The sequence below is a fragment of the Halorientalis sp. LT38 genome, assembly GCF_037031225.1.
GTDB lineage: Archaea > Halobacteriota > Halobacteria > Halobacteriales > Haloarculaceae > Halorientalis > Halorientalis halophila.
On record NZ_JAYEZN010000001.1, the window covers coordinates 2,086,334 to 2,111,015 of the forward strand.

At 68.1% G+C, this 24,682-nt stretch carries 30 protein-coding genes; 12 read left to right on the plus strand and 18 right to left on the minus strand.

The window, feature by feature from the left end:
- Positions 1–11: 11 nt before the first annotated feature.
- Complete coding sequence (locus tag U5918_RS10620) at positions 12–1,412, minus strand: hemolysin family protein (RefSeq protein WP_336001328.1); 1,401 nt, start codon at positions 1,410–1,412, stop codon at positions 12–14.
- A 163-nt stretch (positions 1,413–1,575) separates the two neighbouring features.
- On the opposite strand from U5918_RS10620, the gene U5918_RS10625 reads away from it, so the two are divergent.
- From U5918_RS10625 to U5918_RS10635, 3 genes are read left to right on the plus strand one after another with little or no spacing between them, the layout of a single operon-like run.
- Complete coding sequence (locus tag U5918_RS10625) at positions 1,576–1,851, plus strand: glutaredoxin family protein (RefSeq protein WP_336001329.1); 276 nt, start codon at positions 1,576–1,578, stop codon at positions 1,849–1,851.
- A gap of 5 nt (positions 1,852–1,856) precedes the next feature.
- The gene (locus U5918_RS10630) at positions 1,857–2,390 is read left to right on the plus strand and encodes a redoxin domain-containing protein (RefSeq protein ID WP_336003322.1); all 534 of its coding nucleotides are present in this window, start codon (positions 1,857–1,859) and stop codon (positions 2,388–2,390) included.
- A gap of 37 nt (positions 2,391–2,427) precedes the next feature.
- Positions 2,428–3,006, plus strand: a complete 579-nt coding sequence (locus U5918_RS10635; RefSeq protein WP_336001330.1) for an L-threonylcarbamoyladenylate synthase — start codon at positions 2,428–2,430, stop codon at positions 3,004–3,006.
- A gap of 81 nt (positions 3,007–3,087) precedes the next feature.
- On the opposite strand, the gene citZ is transcribed toward U5918_RS10635, so the two are convergent.
- Positions 3,088–4,224 carry a citrate synthase gene (gene citZ / locus U5918_RS10640; RefSeq protein ID WP_336001331.1) on the minus strand — a complete coding sequence of 379 codons (1,137 nt, stop codon included), beginning with the start codon at positions 4,222–4,224 and terminating at the stop codon, positions 3,088–3,090.
- A gap of 262 nt (positions 4,225–4,486) precedes the next feature.
- On the opposite strand from citZ, the gene U5918_RS10645 reads away from it, so the two are divergent.
- Positions 4,487–5,725, plus strand: coding sequence for a potassium channel family protein (locus U5918_RS10645; protein ID WP_336001332.1), 1,239 nt, complete (start codon positions 4,487–4,489; stop codon positions 5,723–5,725).
- Here the strand turns inward: U5918_RS10645 and U5918_RS10650 are convergent.
- Positions 5,722–6,024, minus strand: a complete 303-nt coding sequence (locus tag U5918_RS10650) for a DUF7536 family protein (protein ID WP_336001333.1) — start codon at positions 6,022–6,024, stop codon at positions 5,722–5,724. The two genes, U5918_RS10645 and U5918_RS10650, sit on opposite strands and share 4 nt — an antisense overlap.
- A 162-nt stretch (positions 6,025–6,186) precedes the next feature.
- Here U5918_RS10650 and U5918_RS10655 point away from each other — a divergent pair, with 162 nt between their 5' ends.
- The gene (locus tag U5918_RS10655; protein WP_336001334.1) at positions 6,187–7,143 is read left to right on the plus strand and encodes a succinylglutamate desuccinylase/aspartoacylase family protein; all 957 of its coding nucleotides are present in this window, start codon (positions 6,187–6,189) and stop codon (positions 7,141–7,143) included.
- 19 nt (positions 7,144–7,162) lie between these two features.
- On the opposite strand, the gene U5918_RS10660 is transcribed toward U5918_RS10655, so the two are convergent.
- Entirely contained in the window at positions 7,163–7,387 is a 225-nt protein-coding gene (locus tag U5918_RS10660) for a hypothetical protein (protein WP_336001335.1), read from the minus strand.
- 78 nt (positions 7,388–7,465) lie between these two features.
- Here U5918_RS10660 and U5918_RS10665 point away from each other — a divergent pair, with 78 nt between their 5' ends.
- Positions 7,466–8,365 (plus strand): mechanosensitive ion channel family protein, encoded by a 900-nt coding sequence (locus U5918_RS10665; RefSeq protein ID WP_336001336.1) that lies wholly within the window; start codon positions 7,466–7,468, stop codon positions 8,363–8,365.
- Positions 8,366–8,499: 134 nt separating this feature from the next.
- Positions 8,500–9,060, plus strand: a complete 561-nt coding sequence (locus tag U5918_RS10670) for a hypothetical protein (RefSeq protein WP_336001337.1) — start codon at positions 8,500–8,502, stop codon at positions 9,058–9,060.
- 92 nt (positions 9,061–9,152) lie between these two features.
- Here the strand turns inward: U5918_RS10670 and U5918_RS10675 are convergent, their stop codons facing one another.
- A complete protein-coding gene (locus U5918_RS10675; protein ID WP_336001338.1) occupies positions 9,153–10,466 on the minus strand; it encodes a tRNA(Ile)(2)-agmatinylcytidine synthase in 1,314 nt (437 codons plus the stop codon).
- 144 nt (positions 10,467–10,610) lie between these two features.
- Between U5918_RS10675 and U5918_RS10680 the strand changes: the two genes are divergently transcribed.
- On the plus strand, positions 10,611–11,579 hold the full coding sequence (locus tag U5918_RS10680) for a transcriptional regulator (protein WP_336001339.1): 969 nt from the start codon (positions 10,611–10,613) through the stop codon (positions 11,577–11,579).
- A gap of 325 nt (positions 11,580–11,904) precedes the next feature.
- On the opposite strand, the gene U5918_RS10685 is transcribed toward U5918_RS10680, so the two are convergent.
- A complete protein-coding gene (locus U5918_RS10685; RefSeq protein WP_336001340.1) occupies positions 11,905–12,150 on the minus strand; it encodes a glutathione S-transferase N-terminal domain-containing protein in 246 nt (81 codons plus the stop codon).
- A 54-nt stretch (positions 12,151–12,204) separates the two neighbouring features.
- The gene (locus U5918_RS10690; RefSeq protein WP_336001341.1) at positions 12,205–12,951 is read right to left on the minus strand and encodes a plastocyanin/azurin family copper-binding protein; all 747 of its coding nucleotides are present in this window, start codon (positions 12,949–12,951) and stop codon (positions 12,205–12,207) included.
- A gap of 318 nt (positions 12,952–13,269) precedes the next feature.
- Here U5918_RS10690 and U5918_RS10695 point away from each other — a divergent pair, with 318 nt between their 5' ends.
- Genes U5918_RS10695 through U5918_RS10710 form a run of 4 tightly spaced genes read left to right on the plus strand, consistent with a single transcriptional unit; the run spans position 13,270 to position 16,242 of the window.
- A complete protein-coding gene (locus U5918_RS10695; protein ID WP_336001342.1) occupies positions 13,270–13,935 on the plus strand; it encodes a hypothetical protein in 666 nt (221 codons plus the stop codon).
- Positions 13,936–14,592, plus strand: coding sequence for a QcrA and Rieske domain-containing protein (locus U5918_RS10700; RefSeq protein ID WP_336001343.1), 657 nt, complete (start codon positions 13,936–13,938; stop codon positions 14,590–14,592).
- Positions 14,593–14,598: 6 nt separating this feature from the next.
- Positions 14,599–16,065 carry a cytochrome b gene (locus U5918_RS10705; protein WP_336001344.1) on the plus strand — a complete coding sequence of 489 codons (1,467 nt, stop codon included), beginning with the start codon at positions 14,599–14,601 and terminating at the stop codon, positions 16,063–16,065.
- Positions 16,066–16,242: a DUF8120 family protein gene (locus U5918_RS10710; RefSeq protein WP_336001345.1), complete on the plus strand. Its 177-nt coding sequence runs from the start codon at positions 16,066–16,068 to the stop codon at positions 16,240–16,242.
- 4 nt (positions 16,243–16,246) lie between these two features.
- Here the strand turns inward: U5918_RS10710 and U5918_RS10715 are convergent, their stop codons facing one another.
- The 11 genes from U5918_RS10715 to cobA form a co-directional block, all read right to left on the minus strand.
- The gene (locus U5918_RS10715) at positions 16,247–16,519 is read right to left on the minus strand and encodes a hypothetical protein (protein WP_336001346.1); all 273 of its coding nucleotides are present in this window, start codon (positions 16,517–16,519) and stop codon (positions 16,247–16,249) included.
- A gap of 6 nt (positions 16,520–16,525) precedes the next feature.
- Positions 16,526–17,071, minus strand: coding sequence for an orotate phosphoribosyltransferase (gene pyrE / locus U5918_RS10720; protein WP_336001347.1), 546 nt, complete (start codon positions 17,069–17,071; stop codon positions 16,526–16,528).
- Between the two features lie 40 nt (positions 17,072–17,111).
- Positions 17,112–17,510, minus strand: coding sequence for a hypothetical protein (locus tag U5918_RS10725; RefSeq protein WP_336001348.1), 399 nt, complete (start codon positions 17,508–17,510; stop codon positions 17,112–17,114).
- A gap of 88 nt (positions 17,511–17,598) precedes the next feature.
- Positions 17,599–17,961 (minus strand): NifU family protein, encoded by a 363-nt coding sequence (locus U5918_RS10730; RefSeq protein ID WP_336001349.1) that lies wholly within the window; start codon positions 17,959–17,961, stop codon positions 17,599–17,601.
- A gap of 73 nt (positions 17,962–18,034) precedes the next feature.
- Positions 18,035–19,489, minus strand: coding sequence for an NCS2 family permease (locus tag U5918_RS10735; RefSeq protein WP_336001350.1), 1,455 nt, complete (start codon positions 19,487–19,489; stop codon positions 18,035–18,037).
- A gap of 218 nt (positions 19,490–19,707) precedes the next feature.
- Positions 19,708–20,034: a DUF5783 family protein gene (locus tag U5918_RS10740; RefSeq protein ID WP_336001351.1), complete on the minus strand. Its 327-nt coding sequence runs from the start codon at positions 20,032–20,034 to the stop codon at positions 19,708–19,710.
- A gap of 35 nt (positions 20,035–20,069) precedes the next feature.
- Positions 20,070–20,360 carry a hypothetical protein gene (locus tag U5918_RS10745; protein ID WP_336001352.1) on the minus strand — a complete coding sequence of 97 codons (291 nt, stop codon included), beginning with the start codon at positions 20,358–20,360 and terminating at the stop codon, positions 20,070–20,072.
- A gap of 53 nt (positions 20,361–20,413) precedes the next feature.
- Entirely contained in the window at positions 20,414–21,109 is a 696-nt protein-coding gene (locus U5918_RS10750) for a helix-turn-helix domain-containing protein (protein WP_336001353.1), read from the minus strand.
- 442 nt (positions 21,110–21,551) lie between these two features.
- Positions 21,552–22,964, minus strand: a complete 1,413-nt coding sequence (locus tag U5918_RS10755) for a DHH family phosphoesterase (RefSeq protein WP_336001354.1) — start codon at positions 22,962–22,964, stop codon at positions 21,552–21,554.
- A 177-nt stretch (positions 22,965–23,141) separates the two neighbouring features.
- The gene (locus U5918_RS10760; protein WP_336001355.1) at positions 23,142–23,879 is read right to left on the minus strand and encodes a uroporphyrinogen-III synthase; all 738 of its coding nucleotides are present in this window, start codon (positions 23,877–23,879) and stop codon (positions 23,142–23,144) included.
- Entirely contained in the window at positions 23,876–24,658 is a 783-nt protein-coding gene (gene cobA, locus U5918_RS10765) for a uroporphyrinogen-III C-methyltransferase (RefSeq protein ID WP_336001356.1), read from the minus strand. The genes U5918_RS10760 and cobA overlap by 4 nt, the downstream gene beginning before the upstream one ends.
- Positions 24,659–24,682 lie beyond the last annotated feature (24 nt).

The window sequence follows — 24,682 nt, forward strand, 5'->3', positions numbered from 1 at the left end:
CCGCGCCCTGATCAGTTCTCGGCCGCGGCGTCTTCGGATTCGGCTTCGGGCTCCGCCCCCTCGCCGTGGCGCTCGGTGCGGGTGATCCGCGCTTTCATGATTCGGGTGTTCTCGACCTGCTCGACGCGGATCTCGACGCCGTCGTACTCGACCTCCTCGCCTTCCTCGACGAGGCGGCCGGCGAGGTTGAAGATGAATCCAGCGATGGTCTCGAACTCCTCGCCCTCGGGGATGTCGACGTCCAGGGCCTCGTTGACTTCCTCGATGTTGACCTCCCCCTTGACGATCGCGCTGTCGTCGCCGACGAACTCGATCGGTTCCTCCTCCTCGCCCTCGAGGATCTCGCCGACGATCTCCTCGGTCAGGTCCTCCATGGTCACCAGCCCTTCCGTGGTCCCGAACTCGTCGATGACGACCACCATGTGCAGGCGGTTCTCGCGCATCTCGGTCAGCAACTCGTCGACGTTCTTCGACTCGGGGACGTGCAGCGTCGGCTCGATCAGGTCGTCGAGTTCGAGGTCCTCGCCGCCCGACTCCCCGTAGTTGAGGTCTCGGACGAGGTCGCGGATGTGGACGACGCCGATGATGTTGTCGAGGCTGGTCTCGTAGACCGGGAGGCGGGCGTGACCGCTCTGGACGCACTGCTCCATCGCCTCGGCGATGGTGGCGTCCTTCGAGATGGCGTCCACGTCGAGCCGCGGGGTCATGACCTCCTTGGCGATGGTGTTGTTGAACCGGAGCGTGCGCTGGAGCATCTCGCGTTCCTCCTCCTCGAGGACGCCCTCGCGCTCGCCGGTCTCGATCATGTCGCGGATCTCTTGGCGGGTGACGTAGGAGGTCTCGATGGCGGTCTGGCCGCCCGTGACCCTGTTTACCTGCTGGGTGAGGAAGTCGAAGACGACGATCAGCGGCCACAGCACCCGCTCGGCGACCTTGAGGGGCCGGGCGATCCGCAGCGCCCACGACTCCGTGTTCTCGACCGCGTAGGACTTCGGCGCGCTCTCCCCGAACAGGAGCACGAGCGCCGTGATGCCGAACGTGGAGATGGCGACGGCGGCCCCCTGACTGAAGTAGAGCGCCAGGAGTCCCGTGGTGATCGAGGTCATGGCGATGTTCACGAGGTTGTTCCCGACCAGGATCGTCACGAGCAGTCGGTGGGGGTCCGACTTGAGCTGGTCCAGCGTCTTCGCTCCCGGGACGCCGTCGTCGACGAGCGCGTCCACGCGGTGGGCCGCGAGCGAGAACATGGCGATCTCCGAGGAGGAGAAAAACGCCGACAGCATGAGGAGCAGCAAGATCACGACGACCCCGACGCTGGTGACGAGACCGTCCGTCAGTTCGACTCCTAGAACCTCCGTGACGAGCGGTCCCGCGAGTGCGAACAGCGGCGCGACGGCCGAGACTGCGCCCATTACCCGCTCACTTTGCCGTCGGCGGGATTAAGACTTGTCATCCCCGTAACCCGGACACGTCGCGGGGGTCGGCCTCGCGACCGGGATTCACTCCAGTCTGCGGCCCCGCGACCGCCTCTCGACGCCCGAAGGGCTTACCCGGGAACCGTCCCTAGAACGGGCCATGAGCGACCCGGCGATCACACTCTACCGGCTGCAGGCGTGCCCGTTCTGTGAACGCGTCGTCCGCAAACTCGACGCGTACGGCCTCGACTACCGCTCGCGGTTCGTCGAACCGATGCACTCCGACCGGAACGTGGTCAAGCGCATCTCCGGCAAACGGACCGTGCCCGCCATCGTCGACGAGGAGACCGGCGTCACGATGTCCGAGAGCGCCAACATCGTCGCCTACCTCGACCGGACCTACGGGGACGGCGACGCCACGGGAGGTGCCGCCTGATGGTCATGGGACTGGACTTCGAGGTGGTCGACCTCCCGCCGGCCGACCACCCCGCCGAGGGCGACCAGGCCCCCGACTTCGAGCGCCCCCTGGTCAACGACGAGTACTGGGCGGACGTCTCGCTCTCGGACCTCACCGCCGAGGGCCCCGTCCTCCTGCTCTTTCACACGATGGACGGCGCCTTCCCGACGACCTACATGTGGAACGAGATCCGGGACCGCCAGTGGGGCCACCGTGGTCACGACGACGATCTGACCGTCGTCGGCCTCTCGGTCTCCTCCCCCTACGAGCACAAGGACACGATCCACGAGCGCGGGATCGATGACGCCGGCTACCGCCTCTTCTCCGATCCGCAGAACGGCGTCGCCGAGGCGTACGGCATCGCCCACGAACTCGACGGGATGGCGGGCGTCAGCGAACCCCGGCCCGCCGCCTTCCTGCTGGACGAAGAGCGCGTGATCCGGTACGCCTGGGTGGCCGAGACGTGGCCCCAGTTCCCAGATTACGACGAGATCGAAGCCGCCATCGACGACCTGTAGCGACCGACTTTTTGCCGTCGGCGGCCGACTTCGATCCATGACCGACGCCGACCTCGACGCTGCGGCCGACGCCCTGCGGGCCGGCGACCTCGTCGTCTACCCCACGGAAACCGTCTACGGCCTCGGCGCGGACGCCACCGACCCCGCGGCCGTCGAGCGCGTCTTCGCGGCCAAGGACCGCGACCGCGAAAAACCGGTCTCCATGGCGGTGCCGGACGTCGAGACGGCCCTGGAGTACACCGCCCCCACCGCCGAGGAGCGGGCCTTCATGCACGAGTTCCTGCCCGGCCCGGTGACCCTCCTGGTCGACCGGACAGACGCCCTTCCCGACGTCCTGACCGCGGGCGGCGAGCGGGTCGGCGTCCGCGTCCCCGATCACGAGATGGCGCTCGATCTGCTGGAACGGTTCGAGCCGATCACCGCCACGAGCGCCAACGTCAGCGGGACGGGGAGCGTCCGCGAACTCGACGAACTGGGCGACCCGATCCGGGAGGCCGCCGCGGTCCTCATCGACGGCGGCCGGACCCCCGGCGGCGGGAGCACCGTCGTCGACGTCTCCACCGGTGAGATCCTCCGGCGCGGCGCGCTGGCCGACGAGATCGACGCCTGGCTCTAGGGTAGTCGTCGCGCCACTGCTCGATAACGTGGAACTCGCGTCCGAAAAAGGCGCTCAGCGAGTGAGCGGTTGCGATCGCTCCTATCGCTCGTCGACCGGCACGAACTCCTCGCCGGTCGACCCGATGTAGCGTCCGCGCGGGCGGATCAGCCGGTTGTCGTCGTACTGCTCGAGGATGTGCGCGATCCAGCCACCGACGCGGCTCATCGCGAAGATGGGGGTGTAGATGTCGACCGGGATGCCCATCTGGTAGTACGTCGAGGCGGAGTAGAAGTCGACGTTCGGAGCCAGGCCCTTCTCGTCCATCATCCAGTCCTCGATGGAGGTCGAGTACTCGAACCACTTCAGCGAGCCGGCGGCCTCGCCGAGGGCCTTGGACTTGTCGGAGAGGATCCGCGCGCGCGGGTCCTTGACGTTGTAGACGCGGTGACCGAAGCCGGGGACGCGCTCGCCGGCTTCGAGCTTGTCCTTGGCCCACTCGACCGGCTCCTTGCCGGACTCGTCGAGTTCGAGCAGGGCCTCCATGACGTCCTGGTTCGCGCCGCCGTGGAGCGAGCCCGAGAGCGCGCCGATACCGCCGGGGATGGCCGAGTGCAGGTCCGCGAGCGTCGAGGAGATAACCATCGAAGAGAAGGTCGAGGCGTTCAGGCCGTGGTCGGCGTGGAGCACCAGCGCCATGTCGAACGTCTCGGCGAGCACCTCGTCGGGCTCCTCGCCGTTGAGCATGTAGAGGAAGTTCTCGGCGTGATCGAGGTCCTCGCGGGGCGCGACCGGCTCCTCGCCGTCGCGGATGCGCGTGAAGGCCGCGATGATCGTCGGGATTTTCGCTGTGATGCGCCGGCCCTTGCGGAGGTTCGCCTCGCGGTCCTGCGGGTCGGCGCCGGCGTCGGGGTCGTGCGCCGAGAGGCTCGACACCGCGGTCCGCAGCGCGGCCATCGGGTTCTCGTCGGCCTCGGCCAGCGAGCGCACCACGTCGTAGACGTCGTCGTGAAGCTCGCGCTCGGCGCTCATCTCCTCGGTGAAGCTGGCCAGATCCTCGCTGTTCGGGAGGTGGCCGTGCCAGAGCAGGTACAGCACTTCCTCGTAGCTCGCGTCACGTGCCAGATCGTCGATGGAGTAGCCCCGGTAGATGAGTTCGCCGGCGTCACCGTCGATGTAACTCAGTACCGACTCGGCGACCAGGACACCCTCAAGCCCTTTTTTGAGCTCGTCGGACATACGCTCCGCTTCTCTATCTGCCGGGTTAAGCATTATCTTTTCGCCGAGACAATCCACGCGACTGTCGCCCGATTTCTGGACGCGCGTCCTCGGAATGTGGCAGAAACCGTGAGCATTCCGAAAGGATGCGCCACCATCCGACGGCCTCCCACGTGAGATAGTCCCAAAACTTGTGAGTTCCCAGGTCGGATCGGCGCCGAGTCGGACCAGGGCCGGTCACCACCGGGCAATGTTTTTCCCCCAGCGTCGAGCACTGGGAGGTATGGCAGTCGACGACGTCGAGTACGAGCCGGTCAGCGTCGTGGAGTTGCTGGCCGAGATGAAGGACACGGCCGAACTGCTGATCGACCTCTCGTACTCGGCGGTCCTGCTCGGCTCCGACGAGGTGGCCGAGGAGGTCCTGGAACTGGAGGAGAAGATGGACGTCCTCCAGCTCCGCGCGCGGATGAGCCTCCTGATGGCCGCCCGCAACCCCGAAGACGCCGAGGCGCTGGCCCCCGTACTGGGCGTCGTCGGCGCCGCAGAGAAGGTCAGCGACGCCGCCGGCGACATCGCCAAGATCGTGCTCGAGGACATGGGGCTGCCCGACGCGATGCGAGCCGCCCTCCCCGAGGCCGTCGAGACCGTCGTCCGGGCCGTCGTCGCCCCGGACTCGCCCTTCGCCGACCGGTCCCTCGAAGCCATCAACCTCGAGACCGAGACGGGCGTGCGCGCGATCGCCATCCGCCGCGAGGGCGAGTGGCTGTTCAATCCCGACGCCGAAACCACGCTCCGATCCGGCGACGTGGTCCTCTTCCGCGGCTCGGAGGAGGGCATCGCCGACGTCTACGAGGACGCGAGCGGCCGCGAGTACGTCCCGCCAGAACCCCCGGAACCGGTGATCGACGACCTCGAACGCGCCGTGGACTCCATCGTCCACATGAAGAACATGAGCGAACTCGCCGTCGACCTGGCCTACGGCGCGGTCCTCTTCGACTCCGACGAGGTGGCCGAAGAAGTGCTGGAACTCGAAGCCGAGGTCGACGCGCTCCAGTCGCGCTTCGAGGCCTGGACGCTCCGGGCTGCCAGCCGCGTCGACGACCCCGTCGACCTGCGCGGGCTCGTCCAGCTGGCCAGCGCCACCGAGGTCATCAGCGACGCCGCCCTGGAGATCAGCGAGGGCGTCCTCCGCGGGCTCGGCACCCACCCGGTCGTCGCCGAAGCGGTCAGGGAGTCCGACGAGGTGATCGTTCGGCTGCCCGTCGCCCCCGACGCCGTCCTCGCGGGCACGACGCTCGGCGAGCGTGAAGTCAAGACCGAGACGGGCATGCGGGTCATCGCCGTCCGCCGCGCCCGCGCCGAGAGCGAACGCACCGGCCGCGAGGGCGGCAGCTGGGTCATCTCGCCCGGGCCGGACACGGAACTCCACCCCGGCGACGTGCTGATCGCGAAGGGAACGCGGTCGGGCGCCGCCCGGCTGGCGAACCTGGCCGGCGACGACCCCAGTGCCGACGCGGTCTAGAGCGTCTTCGTGAGCCGGTAGGCCGTCACGACCGTCAGCGCCGCGGTCGCCAGCCCCCCGATCCCCGTCGCCAGGACGAACGCCAGCGCCACGTAGTAGGCCGGTGAGCGCGTCACGCCGGGGATCAGCACGAAGAAGGCGAAGACTGCGAGGGTGAACAGGAAGCCGAAGGCGAAGCCACGGCGAGCGTTCTTCCGGACCGCGAGCGCCTCGACCAGCGCCGCCTTGCCGCCGGGGCGGTCGGGTCTCGACTCGCCGCCACTCGCGCTCGCGTCGGCCGCTCTCCCGTCCTCTGTCACATCCGTGCTTGGGCTCCCCGGCCCAAAGTCGCGTCGGTCCGCCGCTCTCTCCGCGGGGTCGTTCGCGCCCGCTGAACCGACCCCTGTTTCGAGTCCGCCCCTTCCGGCAGCGAATGGGATATATCGAACCGCCTAAGACCGTGCAACCGTCCTGTGGTGATAATGACCAGCCTCGGCACGGCGACGGCGGCCCCCGGCGAGATCGACACGGGGCGGCTGTTCGTCGGCGAGACCCGCGACGGCACCGAGGTCGGGCTCCCGGTCGCGGTCGTCAACGGTGCCGAAAGCGGGCAGACGCTCTACGTGCAGGCCGCCAGCGACGGCGACGAACTCAACGGCGTCGGCGTCGTCCAGCGCCTGCTCCCCTCGCTCGACCCCGACGAGATCGCGGGCACGCTCCTCGTCGTCGGCATCGTCAACTACCACGGCTTCCAGGTCGCCGAGCACCGCAACCCGGTCGACGACACCAAGATGAACCGGACCTACCCCGGCGACGAACGGGGCACCTCCAGCGAGCGCATCGCCGCCGCCACCTTCGAGGCCGCCACCCGTGCCGACCTCGCGCTCGACCTCCACCAGGGCTCGACCTCCCGGATGATCGAGGAGTGCCGCGTCCGCTGTGGCCCCCGCCACCGCCTCCACGAGGAGTGTCTGGAACTCGCGAAGGTCTTCGGCTGCGGCTACATCTTAGACCAGAAGGGCCCCGACGGCCAGCTCGCCCGCGCCGGCCCCGACGACGGCGTCCCCACCATCGACCCCGAACTCGGCGGCTGCGTCGGCTGGGACGACCACTCCATCGAGGTCGGCGTCCAGGGCGTCCGGAACGTCCTCGACTACTACGGCTTCACCGACGGCACCCACGTCCCCGAACCGCAGACCCGCGCCACCGGCTTCGAGCAGTACGGCGCCCCCTCGGGCGGCCTCGTCACCTTCCACAAAGATCTCGGGGATCGGGTCGCCCGCGACGACCTGCTGTTCGAGGTCACCGACGTCTTCGGCCAGCCCAAAGACGAGATCACCGCCGACTCCCAGGGCGTGTTCTGGCGCACCCGGCGGCTCCCCCAGGTCGCCACCGGCGAGTACGTCTGTTCCGTTGGCACCGAAGTAGATAGCTACTGAAGGCACCCCACGCGGACACTCATCCCTGCGGAGTCCGCGCGTTCTTGACCTCCCGATCCGATTCGGCCCGGAGGAGGTCCTCGGCGTCGTAGACGACACCGTCACCGCCCCCCATCTCGCGGACTTCGATGGCGGTGTCGCCCGCCGTCCACTCCGCCCGGTAGCCGCCGCGTTCGGCGGCCTCGAACTTCGACCGGGCGAGTTCGTACGCGAGCGCGTCCCGTTCGTCCTCGCCGATTGCCATGGGTCCCCTTCCACGCCCAGCACACTCATCGTTTCCCCGGCACGGAGTTTCAACACGCCCAACGTGGAAGGGCGGGCCATGGCCCTGCCCGGCGCCCTCGAACTCCTGCTCACCCGCCTCGGCCGGTTCGTCGTCCCCGCAGCCGTGTTCGTCGTCGCCGCCTTCGCCTTCTACTTCCCGGCCCGGTACGTCTCGATGGCCGTCGCTCGCCGCGTGACGGCCCTCGCGAACGTGGATCAGGCGGTCGAACTCCCCGCGCTGAAGGTCCTCCACGCGACAATCGGCGTCCTCGCCATCCTCGTCGGCGCCTCGGTCTCCGGCGTCGCCCGCTTTCTCGCCGCGACGGCCGCCATCACCGCCGGCCTCACCATCGCGCTGGGCTTCGCCGCCCGCGACGTGCTGGGCAACGTCGTCTCCGGCGTGTTCATCGTCCTCGACCCCACCTTCGACATCGGCGACTGGATCCGCTGGGGCGACCAGGAGGGCGTCATCGAGGACATCAGCTTCCGCACCACCCGCGTCCACACTTTCGACAACGAACTCGTCGCCGTCCCCAACTCCGAGCTGACGACCAACCCCGTCGTCAACCCCGGCGCGAAGGAGTTCCTCCGGCTCTGCGTCACCTTCGAGGTCGACGTCGAGAACGACCTCGCCGCCGTGACCGACCTCCTGATCGCCGCCGCCCGGGACCACCCCGACGTGCTCGACCGCCCGGCGGCCACCGTCCGCCTGCGGGAGATCACGGAGACCTCGGCCTTCCTCGACGTCCGGTTCTGGGTCCGCAGCCCCGAGAAGATCGACGTCGTCCGCATCCGCTCCGAGTTCACCAGGACGGCGAAGGAGCGGTTCAGCGCCGCCGGCCACGACTGGCCCGCCGCCGACCTCTCCGGCGAGGTCGGGATTCGGCAGGTGGACGAGGGGGAGGGATCTGGCCCCGTCGTTCCCGATACGGACCGGCGAGACGGAGACGACCAGTGATCGATCACAACGCCTCTGTTGAAATCCCCTGTTTCAGGCAAAATACGGCGGGCAACAGCCGGTCAGTGCGTCTGCGTTTTTCTCAGTGACCAGAAGACATTTATCAACTTGAATGCTCAGTTCGATGACTCGATATGGGCCGGACTTCTCACCCTCTCACTTCCGTTGTTTTCGGACTTGGTACGGTCCTCATCGTGATTTCTGTCGCCTTCCCCGAGGCAGTGGGCTGGGAAACGATTTGGATGGGTATCGGGGGTGTCTATGCGACAACAGCAGTTCTCTTCAAACTCTACGAACGGTACGGAGAAGCGGCTTCTATTCCGTTCACCTACTCACTATTTGTGGCTATAGCCTCGATACTCGTTGCGTATGGTCTCCAAGCAACTGGCTGGATAGCTAGGGGACATGCGAAAATGTCTCTCGAATCCTTCCTTTGGCCACCGCATTTGATGATCCCCTTCGGAATCGCCTTTCTCGCACCATACGCAATCTCAGAGCGGGAAAAGGAACGGAAGATGACGGAGGTATTAGTTGGAATCTTCTTGGTGATCGCGATTAACGTTCAGCTTTACAGAGCTATAGACGACTGGATAGCGCCCTGGTTAGCAATCATCTACATTCCAATTCTATTCCTTGTTGGCTTGGTTGCCGGGATCCCCATGTACTGGTATTGTTGGGTTCTCGATGCGGAGTGATCGGGGAACTGTATTGACCGAAATCGGGGCTAAGTGTATCGACTGCCAAGGGTTTCAACAGAGTCATCACAACCCGACCGAGACCGACCGTCTCACCGCTCCGGGTGCGTCGCCGCGTCGAACCCGCCCCGAACTAACGGTTTGGCGATGTGCCGCCGCGCGCAAGGAGGGACCTCGTACCACCCCGCCTCGAGGTCCCGTTCGATCGGTCGCTCGACTTTCCCGTCGGCGCTCGTCCTGCAGTCCCGACAGCGGTAGCCAGCGTCCGCGCCGGCGCTCTCCATCCGCCGCCCGCAATCGGGACACTCTGGCGTGGCCGGTTCGGTCCGTCGCAGGTCCCTGACCGCGAACTTCTCCAGCTTCAGCGTGCCGTCGCTCACCTCGCCGCAGGCGGTCACCCGATCGCCGGCTCGGAGGGCGCGCACGCGATCGCGGAACCGCTTCGTCGGCTCGAACGCGACGCACGGCAGCGAACCCTCCTCACCGTCCGGAAACCCCAGCGTCGCGAATACGTGGCCGCCCTCCCTCGTCTCGGGATCCTCGATCACCTCGCCGGTGACGCGGACGGCCCGGTTCGCTTCGATCTCTCCTGGTTCGACAGTTTGGAGGTGCTGGTCGGTCCCCTGGTTGGTGACGAACGTCACCGCCCGGGCGACGGGCTCGCTCTCGATGGCCTCGGCGGCCGCCTCGACGGCCGCGCGGTCGTCGCCCCGGATGCCGTACAGGACGGGTCCGGGCGTGTTCGGGACGCAGACCGCCTCGCCCTCACCGCGGTCGACGGTGTCCCAGATCCGCGGGTAGTACTCGTTGGCGACCTCGAAGACCGCGTCGCGGTCCACCTCGCGGTCGCTCCCCCAGCGGTCGCGCTCGCGGTAGGTCAGCCGCTCGTAGGTCCAGTCGACGGGCGAGGCCACGGGGCCACTCTCCAGCTCGCCAAGGCCCGCCCAAGCGCCGGCGGCCGCGCTCGCGCCGACCAGACCCCGGCCGTTCCCCCAGCCCCGATGTCGATACCCGCCGTCGACGAGGGGCGCGCGGACGTCGATTTCGGGGTCGAGGATCTCGCGAATCGCCCTTCTGGGGAGGGCTGCGAGCCACTCGGGGCGAGCGCCCAGGTCGTCGCCCGTCGCGACCACGCCTGGATTGGTCCGGTCGTCGGCGGTCTCGGCGACCTCGTCGACCAGTTCGGTCGCCAGCTCGAAGGCCTGATCGACCGGGAGGTCGCAGTGGACCGCGAGGGCGGCGTTGCCGCGGGTCTTGTGCTCGACGGCGGGATTGAGGCGGACCAGGAGCAGTCGCTCGACGCGCCCGCCCACGTCGCGTACCCGGTCGGCCAGTCGCGCGGCGGCGTAGGTCGAACACATCCCCCGCGTTCGGGAGTCCGTGTCGTCGAGACCGACGATGGTCACGCCATCCCCTTCCGGCCCGCCGGAGTAACGCGTTTCGGGAAACGATCATATATGAAGCTATCCCTGGTCGATCGGAAAACCGCCGGACGTGGCGTGCCCCCCCGTCACAAGGACTTTATGCGAGGACTTACTAGTTAGACCCTGATGTCACGATCCGCACTGGTCGGCAACGTCACCGCAATGTTGCGGGACGCGGGGTTTCTCGTGAGCGACCGGTGTGCGATCCGGCCCAAGAGCTTCGACGTCGCGGCCCGCCGCGGTGCGGACACGGTGCTGGTGAAGATCCTCGGCAACATCGACGCCTTCGACGGCAAGACCGGCGCGGAGATGCGCCGCCTCGGCGAGTACCTGCAGGCGACGCCCATCGTCATCGGGTTGCGCACCCGCGACGAGGACCTCAAGCCCGGCGTCGTCTACTTCCGCCACGGCGTCCCGGTGCTCTCGCCCGACACGGCGATGGACCTGTTCGTCGAGGAGGTGCCGCCGCTGATCTACGCCGCGCCCGGCGGCCTGTACGTCAACATCGACAGCGAGGTGCTGGCCGACGCCCGCGAGGACCGCGACTGGTCGCTGGGCCGTCTGGCCCAGGAACTGGGCGTCTCCCGCCGGACCGTCTCGAAGTACGAGGACGGCATGGACGCCTCCGTGGACGTGGCCACCCAGCTCGAGGAGCTGTTCGAGGCGCCCCTGACCGCACCCGTCGACGTCATCGACGGCGCGGAAGAGGTCCGCGACGGCGAACCCACGCCAGACGACCCCGCGGTCGACCCCGACGACGAACCGGTCGTCGCCGTGCTCACCCGCGTCGGCTACGACGTGCACCCGACCGACCGCGCCCCGTTCAAGACGATCAGCGAGGACGAACGCCGCGAACAGCGCATGCTCACCGGGCACAGCGAGTTCACCGAGACCGCGGAGAAACGCGCCCGGATCATGTCCTCCGTCGGCCGGGTCACGCGAACGACCTCCATCTACGTCGTCGACCGCGCCCACCAGGCCTCGGTCGACGGCACCGCGCTCATCGAGCGCGAGGAGATCGAGAACATCCGGGACGTGGAAGACCTGAAGGACCTGATCAAGGAACGGGCCGACGAGCAGGAACACCCGGCCTGAGTCCGCGGGACGCGACGCTTTTCTGATACCGAATTATCGGTCGCCGTTAGCATCGACGCCGCCGCCAACGGTCTGGCGGCCGTCCCGATCAGTCAGCGGATCTGCAGACCGAAGGGCAGTAGGCGTCTCGACACCCTCAGTATCCAGAACGTGACGCCCAGCGACTGTGAATCGATCGCGGCACTCGGCGTGTGTGGGCTAATTTCATATCGCGCTATTCGATATATCGTATAAATGGGTGGTCGAGTGGGCCCCGCTGTCAGCGATCGTTGGATATCGGGTGCAACCGAACCGCTCGGGACGAGACGAATCGACTCGGAAAAACTCAGGCGTAGGTCTCTTCGAGGTACTCGACGATGTCGTCGGACTCGGGCATCCCCTCGACGCCGTTGTCGTGGTCGACGAGCACCGGCACGCCCGTCTGGCCACTGACTTCCTCGACTTCGGTCCGCTCGCTGTGGCTCCGGGGGACCATGTGGGACTCGTACTCGAGGCCGAGCGCGTCCAGTTTCTTGATCACTTTCGCACAGTACGGACAGCCCTCCAGTTCGTACAGTTCCAGGTTTGCCATCGCCATTAGTACGCGATAGAGCCACAAAGGCCCAACGGTGAGTTCGCGCGGGATCTACACCCGATTGTCCGCGTTCTCGACGCTGTACCGGCCGGACTCGCGGTCGTACTTCGAGAGGAGGTAGGCGAAGACGGCCCCGAAGACGCCGCTGCCGGCCCAGAACTGCCAGGGGAGCGGCTCCAGTCCGCCCGGGACGAACGGATAGGCGAGGCTCCCCTCGTCGACGATGTCCTGGCTCGACGGCATGACGCCGCTGCCCGGGGCGTCGGGGATGGAGCCCTCGGTGGCCGGGCCACCCGGGTCGCCGCAGACGATGCGCCCGACCATGCCGAGGTCCTTGTGCGGGGCGCAGTAGTAGTCGTACGTACCCGCGACGGTGAACGTGTAGCTGAAGCTCGCGCCCTGTTCCTCGAAGGTGCCGCTGTCGAACCCCGGTGCGCCCTCGGGGATGCGGCGGGTCTCGGCCCGGTCGTTGTCCGTCGAGTAGGAGGTGGCGCTGTGAGAGCCGCTCGCGTTGACGAACTCGACGGTGTCGCCGGGCTGGACGTGCAGCCCGACCGGATCGAAGTAGTAGCTGCCGTCTTCGGTCAGCATCTCGACGGTGTGGGTCTCGCCGTCGCCGGAGACGGTCGCCGTCTGGCCGGCGCTTCGGTTTCCGCCGGTAGCGTTCCCGTCGTTCTGGCTTCCGTCGTTCTCGTTGCCGGCGCTGTCGTCGCCGTTCTGGGCGGCGGCCGGCGAGGCGAGCGCGGTCCCCGCGAGGCCGGCGACCCCGATCCGTCGGAGGTAGGTGCGTCGGTTCATGTGTCGGGCCGAACCGTTCGTTCGAAGCTGCCGCCGACCCGGTAGTATGTCTGTCGGATTCGGTCGGAAGAAACGGCGAACAACGTGGAGAAACGTGCGACAACGGGCCGATCCTGAACGGAAGACCCATTTAGGCAACTCGAACATCATCGAATTAGCAATGTCCTGCCCCACACCGCGGGCGGTGCTGGATCCCACCCGATCCTCGCCCACGTCGCGTGCGGGCCGCTGTCACGGTCTCCTCTCCCAACCCATGAGTCACACTATCCAGGCTGGCGCGAGAGATATCGTCCGTCGACCCACCGGAGGCGATCGCGGATGAGGCGCGAGACGGTGCTCATCGTCCTGCTGATCGCCTCGGTGTTGCTCCCGATGTGGTACGTCGCGCTCACGAGCGGCACCCCGGGGAGCGGGATCGGCCTCGGCGTCGGCGAGGACCCCGTCCCGGTCAACCAGTCGGCCGACATCGACCCCACCGGGAAGTTCCTGCCGACGCCCGTCGAGGTCGGCCCCAACCAGTCCGGCGTGCTCACCTGGGTCGCGCTCCTGGGGACCGTCGCCGCGATGGTCGGCGCGACGCGGTTCGTCGACCGCCTCGGGCACACCCGCCAGTCGATCGCGGAGTCGGATCTGGAACCCGACGGGGGTCCCGCGAGCAGCGCGAGTGGGACTTCGTCGGATCGAAGATCTGACGGTCGGAAGCCGGTCGTGAAGGTCCCGCCGTACCTCCAGACCGACACCCGGTGGATCGTCGATTACTGGCCGGCCCCGGCCGACCGGACGGGCCTGCTCGCGCTGGCTGGACTGGCCTGGAGCACCGTCGTCTTCGCCGCCCTGCTTGGCCTCGAGGGGCTCGGGCAGGCGCGCAACCAGTTCATCGGCGTCTACGCGGGCATGCTCTTCCTCACGCTCGCCGCCACCGTACTGGTCTACGCCGTCTTCTTCGTCCCCTCGATCACCGTCGCAGAACGGAGGGATCACTGAATGCCGACCGACACCCGCCCCGACGACCCCCACGCAGAGATCGAGATCGAGCGCCGCCAGGTCGCGAAAGTCCTCGCCGCAGTCAGCGGCGTCGGCGCCGTAAGCGCCTTCGGCGTCTCCTCGCTCGCCGGCCTCGCCGAGTCCGGGAAGGTCGAGGAGCCCGAACCGGTGTTCGTCGAGGGCGTTCGGCTGGTCGACGCCGACGGGAACCCGCTTTCGGCCGCCGACGCGCTGCCCGCGACCGACGAACTCGACGTCGCGACCGTCTACGCCGAGGCCGAGGGCGGCGGCCCCGTCGAGGAGGACCGCGGCACCGTCCTGCTCGCTCGGTTCCCCCGGGACAGCTACGAGGAACCGACGAACCTCGACGGCGTCGCCGAGGGGTACGCCGCCTACTCGAAGGTGTGTACGCACCTGGGCTGTCTCGTCGACGGCACCGAGGGAAACCAGTTCAACTGCCAGTGCCACGGCTCGGTGTTCGATCCCCTGAAGGGCGCCGAGGTGACCAGCGGGCCGGCACCGCGCGCGCTCCCCCAGCTTCCCCTCGGCGTCGCCGCCGGCGAGACGACCGAGGACGGTGCAACGCCCACGGACGCGGAGGCGGGCCAACTGCTGCTGGCGACGGGTCCCATCGAGGGCCCGATCGGACCGGAGTGATCTCAGATGACAGGCGACAATTCCGACGACGGCGATATCGACGACGGGACCGCTGACGGGTCGGCCCGCTCGGATGGGAGCGGCCACGCCGGCGGCTACGACGGGTCGACCGGCGGCGAGCCGGTCCACGGCAGACACATCGAGACCCGCCAGAAGTACCCCAACAACCGGCTGTTCACCTGGCTCGACGACCGGCTCGAGCTGAACCACGACGTGCTCGGGAAGGCCTTCCCCGAGGACAAGTACGGCTCCTTCCTGCTCGGCGAGATCGCCCTCTTTTCCTTTATGTTCCTCGCGCTGACCGGCTCCTTCCTCGGCCTGATGTACGAGCCGGTCGCCTCAGAAGTTACCTACGAGGGCAACGCCGCCGAGTGGACCGGACAGGAGGTGCCCGGGGCGTTCGCGAGCGTCCTGTCGATCACCTACGACACGCCCTTCGGGATGTTCCTCCGGATGGCCCACCACTGGGCGGCGTACATCTTCATCGCCGCCATCGCGCTGCACATGTTCAGGGTGTTCTTCAGCGGCGCCTACCGCAACCCCCACGAGCCGAACTGGTTCGTCGGGAGCACGCTCCTCCTTCTGGCGCTCGCCGAGGGCTTTTTCGGCTACGCGCTCCCGCTGGACGGGTTCAGCAAGGCCGCGACCATCATCGGGTTCAACATGACCGGCGCGGTGCCCGTCGTCGGCGAGTTCCTCCAGGGGCTGGCCTTCGGCGGGGCCTTCCCCAGCCAGGCCGAGCAGGTGATCCCGCACATGTTCTTCCTGCACGTCTTCTTGCTCCCCGCCCTGTTGATCGGGATCATCGGCCTCCACATGATGATCCTGATGCGCCAGAAACACACCGAACACGCGCCCAGTTCCCGCGGCGGCGAGCGCAGTCCCGCGGCCGACGACGACTCCTTCGTCGTCGGCTCGCCCCTGTTCCCCCAGCAGTTCCTGCTCTCGACGGTCGTACTCCTGCTGACGGCGGCGACCATCTCCTTCCTCGCCGCCTTCTTCCCCGTCCAGCGGATCGCGGCCATCGGCCTCGAAGCCCCCTCGAACCCCAGCCCCGACTGGTTCTTCATGTGGGTGTTCGGCTCGCTGAAGATGATCCCCGCGGAGGTGACCCTCGCCGGGACGACCGTCGTCCTCGGCGGGTGGGCGGAGTTCATCGGCGGCATCCTGATCCCGATGGTGATCATCGGCGTCATGATCGTCTGGCCGCTGATCGACAACACGGAGGAGCCCCAGCACTTCACGGTCGACCCGCTCGACCGCCCCGCCCAGACCGCCCTCGGTGTGGGGGCGATCATGCTCACCATCGTCCTCTCCATCGACGGGATGCGCGGGACGGTCGCCACGGTGCTGGGCGTCTCCACCAACGCGCTGTACCCCTACCTCGTGGCGATGACGGTCGGCATCCCGGTGCTGTACACCCTGCTCGTCTACGCCCTGCTCAAACGCCGACAGCACCGGCTCGCCGGGTAGATGCGCGTCCCGCTCTCCCCCGCGGCGCTCCGCCGGCTCGACCTGGCGAGCAAACTCGCCGGCCTCCTCCTGCTCGCGGTCGCGCTGGAGGGTTCACTTGGTAGCTGGTCCCTCTTGGTTGGCCTCGCCGGCCTCGTCGTCGGCGGCGCCACGATCTTCCTCGATCCCGCGAAGTAGGGGATCACACCAGTTCCCGACGGAGGAAAAAGCCCGCGAGGACGACGGTACAGGCGCCGAGCACTAGTATTCCGAGCGTCCCGATCACACCGGAGTAGAAGAACAACTGGACGGCGATCCGGTTGGCGGTGCCTCTGGCCGCCAGCCCGCCGGTTGCCAGGCCGAAGGCCACCAGCCAGAGGCCGAACCCGAGCGCCCCGGCCCGCGCGAGCCACGGGTGGACGAACCGGTCGAAGAAGCCGTCCGCCGCCTCGGGGCCGGGCGGGCGCTCGCGCATCCCTCCTCAGCTCCCGTCGCCGACGTCGTCGGGCGCGTCGGCCAGCAGGTCGTCGGCCGTCAGGAGCGACTCCAGTTCGACGTCGTGCTCGGCGAGGTTCTCGGCCGCGCCCTCCTGTCGGTCGACGACGACGATGACGCGGTCGACCACGGCACCGGCCTCGCGGAGCGCCTCGACCGCGTCGACCGCGCTCTGGCCGGTCGTGGCGATGTCCTCGAGGACGACGACCTCCTCCCCCTCGGCGAGGTCGCCCTCGATCCGGTTGCCGGTGCCGTACTCCTTGGCCTGCTTGCGCGCGATGACGTAGGGCTGTCCGGTCTCGACGCTCGTGACGGCGACGAGCGGCACGGCACCGAGCGCGACGCCGGCGAGTTTCGCGTCCCCGACCCTGTCGGCGAAGGCCTCCGCGATCAGTTCCAGCGAGCGGGGATCGGTCTCGAAGACGTACTTGTCGACGTAGTACTCGGAGGTCCCGCCGTGTGAGAGCTCGAACTCCCCGAACTTCACGGCGTCGGCGTCCCGGAGCGCGTCGATGAGGTCCTGACTGGTCATGTCACAGTCCCGGTGCCCGCGCGACTAATACCCGCCGGAACTAGGCCGGCCCGGGCGGCGCACCCGCGCTGATCTGGGTCAGTCCGAGCAGCGCGAGCAGGAGGCCGGCGACGGCGACGCCGGCGGCCAGCAGCGGCGCGGTTATCTGTGCGGCGAAGATGGCCACGCCGCTCCCGCCGAGCAACAACACCGTCCCGCCCGCGACGCTCGCGGTGCTCTCGAGGGTCCGCTCGCCCATCGCCTCCGCGTACAGCAATCGCGTGCCGCCGAGACCGAGGACGCCCCCGAGGATGCCGAACACGACGGGGACCGCCAGCAGGAGGCCGTCGACGCCGCGGACGAGCCGGTAGCCGCCCACGGCGGCGATGCCGAGCGATCCCAGTGCGAGCAGCGACGCGCCGGCGAGGCGGGCTTGGGCCCCTTCGATCGAAGTACTCACGTCTGGAAGCCGCTTCTCGAGCCACTGCCCTGTGCGTTGCGCTTCGCCGTCGCTTCTCGGGTGTGGAAAATACGAGATGAGAGACCGGTCAGAAGGGCGCTTCGGGGCCTTCGTCGTCGTCGCCGCCGCTCGACTCGTGGCCCGGGAAGGAGGGGCTGGTCGAACCGCCGGCCATGCCCTCGTTGCCGCCCATGCCGGTGTTGGCGTGGACCTCGGTGATCTCGGGGATCTCCTTGGTCATGCGCGTCTTGATGGCCTGGATGGTCATCGGGGAGATGCCACAGCCCGAACACGCGCCGCCGAGCTGGATGGACACCTCGCCGGTCTCCCGGTCGATGTCCTGGATGGCCGCGCTACCGCCGTGCATCTGGATCTGCGGGAAGTTGCGGCGCAGGAAGTTCGTGATCTGCTCACGAAGGTCGTCGTCGCCGCCCTCGGTTTCGGTGCTCATAGTACATCTCCTTTGGTCGTCACCGTGCTTAGGCTTTTGGACTCACCCGTTCGGGTGGCCCGGTGGCGGCCGCTCAGGCCACCGCCGTGAGCACGCCGCTGGTCCGGACCGCGAAGTAGATCACGAACGCGACCGCGAGCAGCCACTGGCCGACGTGGACGTCGCGGAACTCGCCCTGCGCGGTCTTCACGATGGGGTAACTGATGATCCCCGCCGCGATCCCGTAGGCGATGGAGTAGGTCAGCGGCATCACCATGATGGTCAGCCCGGCCGGCACCGCGTGGGCGAAGTCGTCCCACTGGATGTCGGTGACGTTGCCCATCAGGAGCACCGCCACGACCACCAGCGCGATGTGGGAGGCGTACTGCGGGATGGCCGCCGCGAGCGGCACGACGACCAGCGAGGCCAGGAAGAGCAGGCCGATCACGAGCGCGGTCATCCCGGTTCGACCGCCCTCCTCGACGCCCGCCGCGGACTCGATGTAGGTCGTGACCGTCGAGGTCCCGAGCATCCCGCCGACGGTGGTCCCGACCGCGTCCGCCATCAGCGGTCTGTCGATGTCGGGGAAGTCGCCGTCCTCGTCGAGGAAGCCGCCGGCCTGACCGACGCCGACGAGCGTCCCCGCGGTGTCGAAGAAGTCCACGAAGAAGAAGGTGAACACGATCAGCGAGAACACGAACGGTTCGACGTTCGTGAACCCGTCGAGGAAGGCGCCGATCAGCGGCGTGATGTCGTACTGGGGGTCGGGGATGCTCGCGGGCGTGAGCGTCCCGCGCCCGAACATGCCCGCCGCGGTCAGGCCCCACCCGAGCAGCGTCGTGCCGACGATGCCGATGACGATCGAGCCCTTGATCCCCGCCGCGTAGAGCGCGAACGTGAGGAAGAGGCCGAACACCGACAGGATCGCCACCGGATCGCTGGCCACGTCACCCAGCGCCAGAAGCGTCGCGGGATCGTCGACGACGATCCCCATCGCCTGGAACCCGATGATCGCCAGAAAGAGCCCGATCCCGGTCCCGACCCCGAACTTCACCGGCTCGGGGAACAGGTTGATGATGTACTCGCGCGCACCGATCGCGGTCAGAACGATGAAGATCACACCCTCCGTGACGATCGCGGCGAGGGCCGTCTGCCAGGGCACGCCCATCACGCCGACGACGGTGATCGCGAAGAAGGCGTTCAGCCCGAGTCCGGGAGCCAGCCCGAACGGCCGGTTCGCGTAGAACGCCATCACGAAGATCGCGACCGCGGAGGCGAGGATCGTCACCACCGCCAGCATCTGGAACACCTCGCCGGCGCTGTACCCTTCCAGCGCGATCCCGCCGGGGGTGTTGTCGTCGGGGAACGCCGTCAGGATCGCCGGGTTCACGACGACGATGTAGCTCATCGTCAGGAAGGTCGTGATCCCCGCGAGGATCTCCGTCCGCAGGTCCGTGCCGTGCTCTGCGAACCCGAAGTAGTTCGCGAACCAGGAGTCCTGGCCCCCGTCCGTCACCGCCTCGTCACCCGCCGCCGGTTCGTCGGACATGCTTCGTCGTCGCAAACGTTTCTCCCCAGCCTGTTATGTATTTCTTTGCCGGTAGTGTTCGCGGTGTAACATCTCGACCCACCGAACCGGACGGAGCCGAGAAGGCTGCCGAACTGGGCAGTGACGGGCGTTGGAGACGCTTCGGCTCCCCGACCGATTCTGGATCGTGACAGATGAACTGCAAGTCGCCTGTCTCACAGGTCAGGCCGGATCGACGATCACTCGCTGGTGTCGAACCCGAACACGCGCTGGAGTTCGGTCTCGATCTCGTCGAGGTAGCGGTCCATGATCGAGTCGAACTTCTCCTCGCCGACGACGACGCCCTGCAGGCGGTCGTACGGGTCGTCGGGGAGTTCGATGCGGAACCGCCCGTCGCCCTCGTAGAAGGGCTCGCTCTCCGAGAGGACGAACTGGTCGATGCCGTGGATCAGCTCGGAGTCGTAGCGGTCGTTCATCGTCTGGAAGGCGTTCTTGTACGCCCGCTGGAGCTCCGTGAAGTAGTTGGCGTACTTGTCCTCGAATCGCTCGGGATCGAACTCGGCCATACTCTGTGCTCCGTGAGCGAGCCCTAAAACCTGCGTCACTCGTCGTCGGCGTCGCCGACGGTCTCGCGTCCGGGGAGGTCGAACCCCCGGTCGGGCAGCGCCAGCTGGTACAGCCCGATCCCGGCGACGGCCGACAGCGCGATGGCCGCCGCGATGGGGAGCCACACCGCCGTCGAGAGCAGTCGCTCCGGGCCGATCTGCCGGGGCACGACCGTCGCGACGACCACCGCCAGGATCGACATGGTGAAGACCACGCCGAAGGCGAAGCCCGCCCCGAAGACGAGCCGCTCGCGCTCGGTCGTCTCGTCCGGTTCTGATCGTGCCATGGGATAACACTCGTCACTCGAACGTGTTAGCTCTGGTGGCCGTTCGAACTGGGTCAGTCGTCCCCGTCGACGAGCGCGGTCCCGTCGTGTGCGTCGGGGACGGTCGTCGCCACCAGGCGCTGTTCGATCCGGCGGAGGTGCTGACCGACGACGCTGGCCGAACAGTCCAGTTCGGCCGCGATGTCCGCGTGCGTCGCGGCCCGCGGGTTCTCGTAGTAGCCCAGTTCGACGGCCGTGAGCAACACCTCCTGCTGGCGCTCGGTCAGTTCCCGGAACCGCTGGCTGGTCTCCGGATCGTGTCTCCGGACGTACTTGACGTGGACGTCGGCGAGTTCGCGCGTCTCCGCCAGTCGGTCCCGCAAGGCCTCCTGACTCCCCGTCTCGACGATTTCGAGCGTCGACGGCTCGTGGTCGACGAACCGGATGGGGAACTCCATGGAGACCCCGAAAGACTGGCGGATCGAGAGCAACCGCTCGAACGTCTCGTCGGGATGAAAGCGCAACTGCGCGACGAGCGTCTCCCCCTGCTCTGTGACCCTCGCGTCGACGACCTTCTGCGGGACCGCGTCGAGACACGTTCGCAGCGTCTCCGCGTCGCCGTCGACCTCGTAGACGACCAGCACCGTGCCGTCGGCGAGAAACTCGAACGACCGGATCGCCTCGAAGTACACGTCGACGTCCCACAGCGCTCGCTCCCCCAGATCGAAGTATCCTCGCTCCGGTGTTATCGTGAACGCGACCTCCCACATACTGTTAACCTCACCCCCGAACTGGTCGTTCGTTACGGCCCCTCCATATAAAAATATAATCATGACCGTACGAATATATACCCTTCGTCCGCTACAGCGTTAGTTTGCGGTGTGGACGCAGACACCGCAGTGAGAAGCGTGGGGATGGCAACGACCGACCCCACCGATCGGTGCTTCGCGGGACGGGTCCGACTGCACGGGTGCGGATCCGCACGGGGACCCCGCGTCCCCGTCCGCTCCGGCCGTCACCCGTCTCGACGAAAGCGGGCGGATCGCCACCCGCCCTCTCTCCCTCGACCTGCGAGACCGCTCCCCCAATGCGCAGGACCGATCTCACCGCCGTCTGCGCCGTTTTTTGCGACCTCGGGCCCGTTCGCACACTCGGCAGTCCATCGCTCCCGATAAACCACAGGTCGCTATAGCAAACGTCGCCCGTGGCCGGTTACCCGAGCTGCTCGCCGACCAGTTCGTCGGCGTGCTCGACGAACTCGGCTTCCCGACCGGCGGGGATGGTCGCCCCGGCGGCGACGTCGTGACCGCCACCGCCGCCGCCGACCGCTGCGCTGGCCTCGCCCATCACCGCCGAGAGGTCGAGCCCCTGCGCGACCAGGCGGCCGGTCCCCCGCGAGGACACTTTGGTCTCGTCCTCGTTCTTCCGGGCGAAGGCGACGATCGGGCGGTCGCGGTCGACGCCGTCGACCCCGACGGCCATGCCCGCGACGATGCCGACGATGGTCTCCCGGATCTCCTCGCCCGCGTCGAACCACTGGAGGTGCTCCTCCCGTGTCACGCCCGTCTCTTTGACCCACTGGAGCCCCTCCGAGAGGTTCCGGCGGTGGTTCCGGAGGAGTTTCCGGGCCCGCTCGAGTCCCTCGTCGCGGTCGCCGAGACAGACCGCCAGGCCGACGTCGGCCCGCTCGTAGCGGGCGGTCGCGTTCAACAGCGTGGAGAACTCGCTGGCGTCCCGCAACTCGGTCCCGGACGGCTCCGCGAGGAGGGTGTAGGTCGTCCCCACGAGCGCGTCCACCTTGTCGGCGGGGACGCCTTTCTGCAGCGCGCGCTGGACGAGCGAACTGGCGACGGTCTGGCGCTCGTCGTCGGTCAGGTCCACCCAGCGCCGCCACTCGCCGTCCTCCTTGAGATCGAGCCCCAGCCCGTCCAGAAACCGGATCGCGCCGCTCTGGTTGTTGCTGATCCCCGGAATACGGACCTCGCTGGCGTACTCGAGCAGTTTCGGCAGCGGCCGGGTCTGTTTCCCGTAGAAGGCGATGTCCGTGCCCTCTTCGAGGACTCCTGCCTCGACTCCCTCGGCGACGATCTCCCGGTTCGCGCCGACGAGTTCGCCGCCCACTGCCTGCATGTCGCCGACGGCGCCGACGACCGCCAGTCTGGCGAGGTCGCGGTTGTCGACCCCGTCGTCTTCCAGCGCCCGCGCGAGGACGTAGCTGGCGCCCGCCCCCGAGAGCTCCGAAGCCCCGTCGATGCCCTCCAGCAGAGGGTTGAGGTGGAACTCCGTCTCGGTTTCGGCGGGCTGGTGGTGGTCGGCGATCACGGGCGTGAAGTCGCCCGCGGCCTCGTGCTCGCCGATGGCGTCGAGTTGCCCGCTTCCGAAGTCGGTGAACAGGACCGTCTCCTCCTCGCGGGCCGCGATGGTCGCGATCTCGTCGGGGTCGAGCTGTTTCTTGAACACGACCTCGAAGTCGATTCCGGCCCGTTCGAGGGCCGTCGCGGCGATTCCCGCGCTCGTCAGTCCGTCGGCGTCGATGTGCGACGCGAGCAACACCGCCTCGGCGCGCCGCAGGCGCTCGGCACACGCCGCGGCGCGGTCGTCGAGCGCTCCTACTGGGCCGGCCATTGGCAGTTTCTTATCGCGGTCTCCGGTTTAAACCTCCGGTCCGGTGGTGGCTCCCACGCGACAAGGACCGGTCGTTGTCGGGCGATTACGGCGCGCCTCCGGTACCCGATCATGCGAAATGCTACCGAGAATGTAATTTATCGGACCGTCAGCCCCGCAACGCCGCCGCCGAACTCCTCACCGCTCGTCGAGGGCCGCGACGGCGTCGGTGGCGAGTTCCTCGAAGTCCGCTCGCTCGGGAATCACGTCCACGTCGATGCCGTGGGAGCGGGCGGTCTCGGCCGTCGGGTCGCCGATCACGCCGACGACGGCGTCTTCCAGGCCCCTCACGGCCTCGTCCCGGACGCCGCGCTCGGCGGCCGCCGCGAGGAAGTGCTCGACGGTCAGCGAGGAGGTAAACAGCGCCGCGTCCAGGCCGCCGTCCGCGGCCGCCTCGGCCGACTCGCCCGCGCCGTCGGGCCTGACGAGTCGGTAGAGGACCGTCTCGTGGACGTACGCGCCCGCTTCGTTCAGTCCGTCCAGGAGGACGTCGCTCCCGTGGTCGCTCCTGGCCACCTCGACGCGGGCGCCGGAGATCTCGCCTTCGAGGGCAGCCACGAGCCCGCTCGAGGAGAACTCCTCGGGAACGAGGTCGACCCGGAACCCCTCCGCTTCGAGCGCGTCGGCGGTGGGGTCGCCGATGGCGCAGACGGTCGTCTCGCCGGCGCGCCAGCCGGTTTCGGCGACCAGTTCTGCCCCGGTCTTGCTGGTGAAGACCGCGTAGTCGGCGTCCGTCCGGGGCGATGCGCCCGTCGGCGCGACTTCGAGCATCGGGTCGGCGAGCGCGTCGGCGCCCAGGTCGTCGAGCAGGGCGACCGCCTCGGTCGTGCGCTCGTCGTCGGGGCGGAAGAACGCGACGCGGGGGCGGTCGCTCACGACGGATCCGCTCCGTTCTCGAGGAAGGCGACGACGCGCTGGCGCTCGCGGGCCACGTCGCCGATGACGGTGACCGCGGGTGGTTCGATCCCCACCTCGTCGCGCGCCTCGACGATGGTCTCGAGCGTCCCGGTCGCGACCTGCTGGTCCGGCCAGGTGCCGCGTTCGACCAGTGCGACGGGCGTGTCCGGGTCCATCCCGACGTCCAGGAGTTCGCGGGTGTACTCCGGCAGTTTCCCGACGCCCATCAGGACGACGATGGTGCCGCCGGTGGCCGCCAGTGCTTCCCAGTCGACGGCCGAATCGTCCTTCGTGGGGTCCTCGTGGCCCGTGACGAAGGAGACCGAAGAGGCGTAGTCGCGGTGGGTGACCGGGATGCCGGCCACGCCAGGTCCGGCGATGGCCGAGGTCACGCCGGGGACGACCTCGAAGGGGACGCCGTGTTTGGCGAGGTAGACCATCTCCTCGCCGCCCCGGCCGAAGACGAAGGAGTCGCCGCCCTTGAGCCGGACGACGGTCTTGCCTTCGTGGGCGAGTTCTGCGAGTCGCTCGTTGGTGTACTGCTGGGAGGTGCGCTCGCCGCGGGCGCGCTTGCCCACGTCCTCGCGGCGCTCTTCGGGGATCAGTTCGATGATGTCCGGGCCGGGGAGCTTGTCGTGGAGGACCACGTCGGCCTCGTCGAGCAGCCGGCGGGCCTTGACCGTCAGCAGGTCCGGATCGCCCGGGCCGCTGCCGACGAGGTAGACCTTCCCCGGCGCGATGTCGGCGTCGTCCGTCATATTGGGCGGCCTTTCGCGTCCCCG

Bases quoted from the DNA above. Each gene is read 5' to 3' on its own strand.
- U5918_RS10745 (WP_336001352.1), bottom strand. From the start codon at position 20,360: ATGGCACGATCAGAACCGGACGAGACGACCGAGCGCGAGCGGCTCGTC.
- U5918_RS10620 (WP_336001328.1), bottom strand. From the start codon at position 1,412: ATGGGCGCAGTCTCGGCCGTCGCGCCGCTGTTCGCACTCGCGGGACCG.
- U5918_RS10755 (WP_336001354.1), bottom strand. From the start codon at position 22,964: ATGGCCGGCCCAGTAGGAGCGCTCGACGACCGCGCCGCGGCGTGTGCC.
- U5918_RS10665 (WP_336001336.1), top strand. From the start codon at position 7,466: ATGGCCCTGCCCGGCGCCCTCGAACTCCTGCTCACCCGCCTCGGCCGG.
- citZ (WP_336001331.1), bottom strand. From the start codon at position 4,224: ATGTCCGACGAGCTCAAAAAAGGGCTTGAGGGTGTCCTGGTCGCCGAG.
- U5918_RS10740 (WP_336001351.1), bottom strand. From the start codon at position 20,034: ATGGCCGAGTTCGATCCCGAGCGATTCGAGGACAAGTACGCCAACTAC.
- U5918_RS10690 (WP_336001341.1), bottom strand. From the start codon at position 12,951: ATGAACCGACGCACCTACCTCCGACGGATCGGGGTCGCCGGCCTCGCG.
- U5918_RS10695 (WP_336001342.1), top strand. From the start codon at position 13,270: ATGAGGCGCGAGACGGTGCTCATCGTCCTGCTGATCGCCTCGGTGTTG.
- U5918_RS10625 (WP_336001329.1), top strand. From the start codon at position 1,576: ATGAGCGACCCGGCGATCACACTCTACCGGCTGCAGGCGTGCCCGTTC.
- U5918_RS10715 (WP_336001346.1), bottom strand. From the start codon at position 16,519: ATGCGCGAGCGCCCGCCCGGCCCCGAGGCGGCGGACGGCTTCTTCGAC.
- U5918_RS10705 (WP_336001344.1), top strand. From the start codon at position 14,599: ATGACAGGCGACAATTCCGACGACGGCGATATCGACGACGGGACCGCT.
- U5918_RS10630 (WP_336003322.1), top strand. From the start codon at position 1,857: ATGGGACTGGACTTCGAGGTGGTCGACCTCCCGCCGGCCGACCACCCC.
- U5918_RS10635 (WP_336001330.1), top strand. From the start codon at position 2,428: ATGACCGACGCCGACCTCGACGCTGCGGCCGACGCCCTGCGGGCCGGC.
- U5918_RS10680 (WP_336001339.1), top strand. From the start codon at position 10,611: ATGTCACGATCCGCACTGGTCGGCAACGTCACCGCAATGTTGCGGGAC.
- pyrE (WP_336001347.1), bottom strand. From the start codon at position 17,071: ATGACCAGTCAGGACCTCATCGACGCGCTCCGGGACGCCGACGCCGTG.
- U5918_RS10655 (WP_336001334.1), top strand. From the start codon at position 6,187: ATGACCAGCCTCGGCACGGCGACGGCGGCCCCCGGCGAGATCGACACG.
- U5918_RS10660 (WP_336001335.1), bottom strand. From the start codon at position 7,387: ATGGCAATCGGCGAGGACGAACGGGACGCGCTCGCGTACGAACTCGCC.
- U5918_RS10645 (WP_336001332.1), top strand. From the start codon at position 4,487: ATGGCAGTCGACGACGTCGAGTACGAGCCGGTCAGCGTCGTGGAGTTG.
- U5918_RS10670 (WP_336001337.1), top strand. From the start codon at position 8,500: ATGGGCCGGACTTCTCACCCTCTCACTTCCGTTGTTTTCGGACTTGGT.
- U5918_RS10750 (WP_336001353.1), bottom strand. From the start codon at position 21,109: ATGTGGGAGGTCGCGTTCACGATAACACCGGAGCGAGGATACTTCGAT.
- U5918_RS10735 (WP_336001350.1), bottom strand. From the start codon at position 19,489: ATGTCCGACGAACCGGCGGCGGGTGACGAGGCGGTGACGGACGGGGGC.
- cobA (WP_336001356.1), bottom strand. From the start codon at position 24,658: ATGACGGACGACGCCGACATCGCGCCGGGGAAGGTCTACCTCGTCGGC.
- U5918_RS10700 (WP_336001343.1), top strand. From the start codon at position 13,936: ATGCCGACCGACACCCGCCCCGACGACCCCCACGCAGAGATCGAGATC.
- U5918_RS10685 (WP_336001340.1), bottom strand. From the start codon at position 12,150: ATGGCAAACCTGGAACTGTACGAACTGGAGGGCTGTCCGTACTGTGCG.
- U5918_RS10710 (WP_336001345.1), top strand. From the start codon at position 16,066: ATGCGCGTCCCGCTCTCCCCCGCGGCGCTCCGCCGGCTCGACCTGGCG.
- U5918_RS10730 (WP_336001349.1), bottom strand. From the start codon at position 17,961: ATGAGCACCGAAACCGAGGGCGGCGACGACGACCTTCGTGAGCAGATC.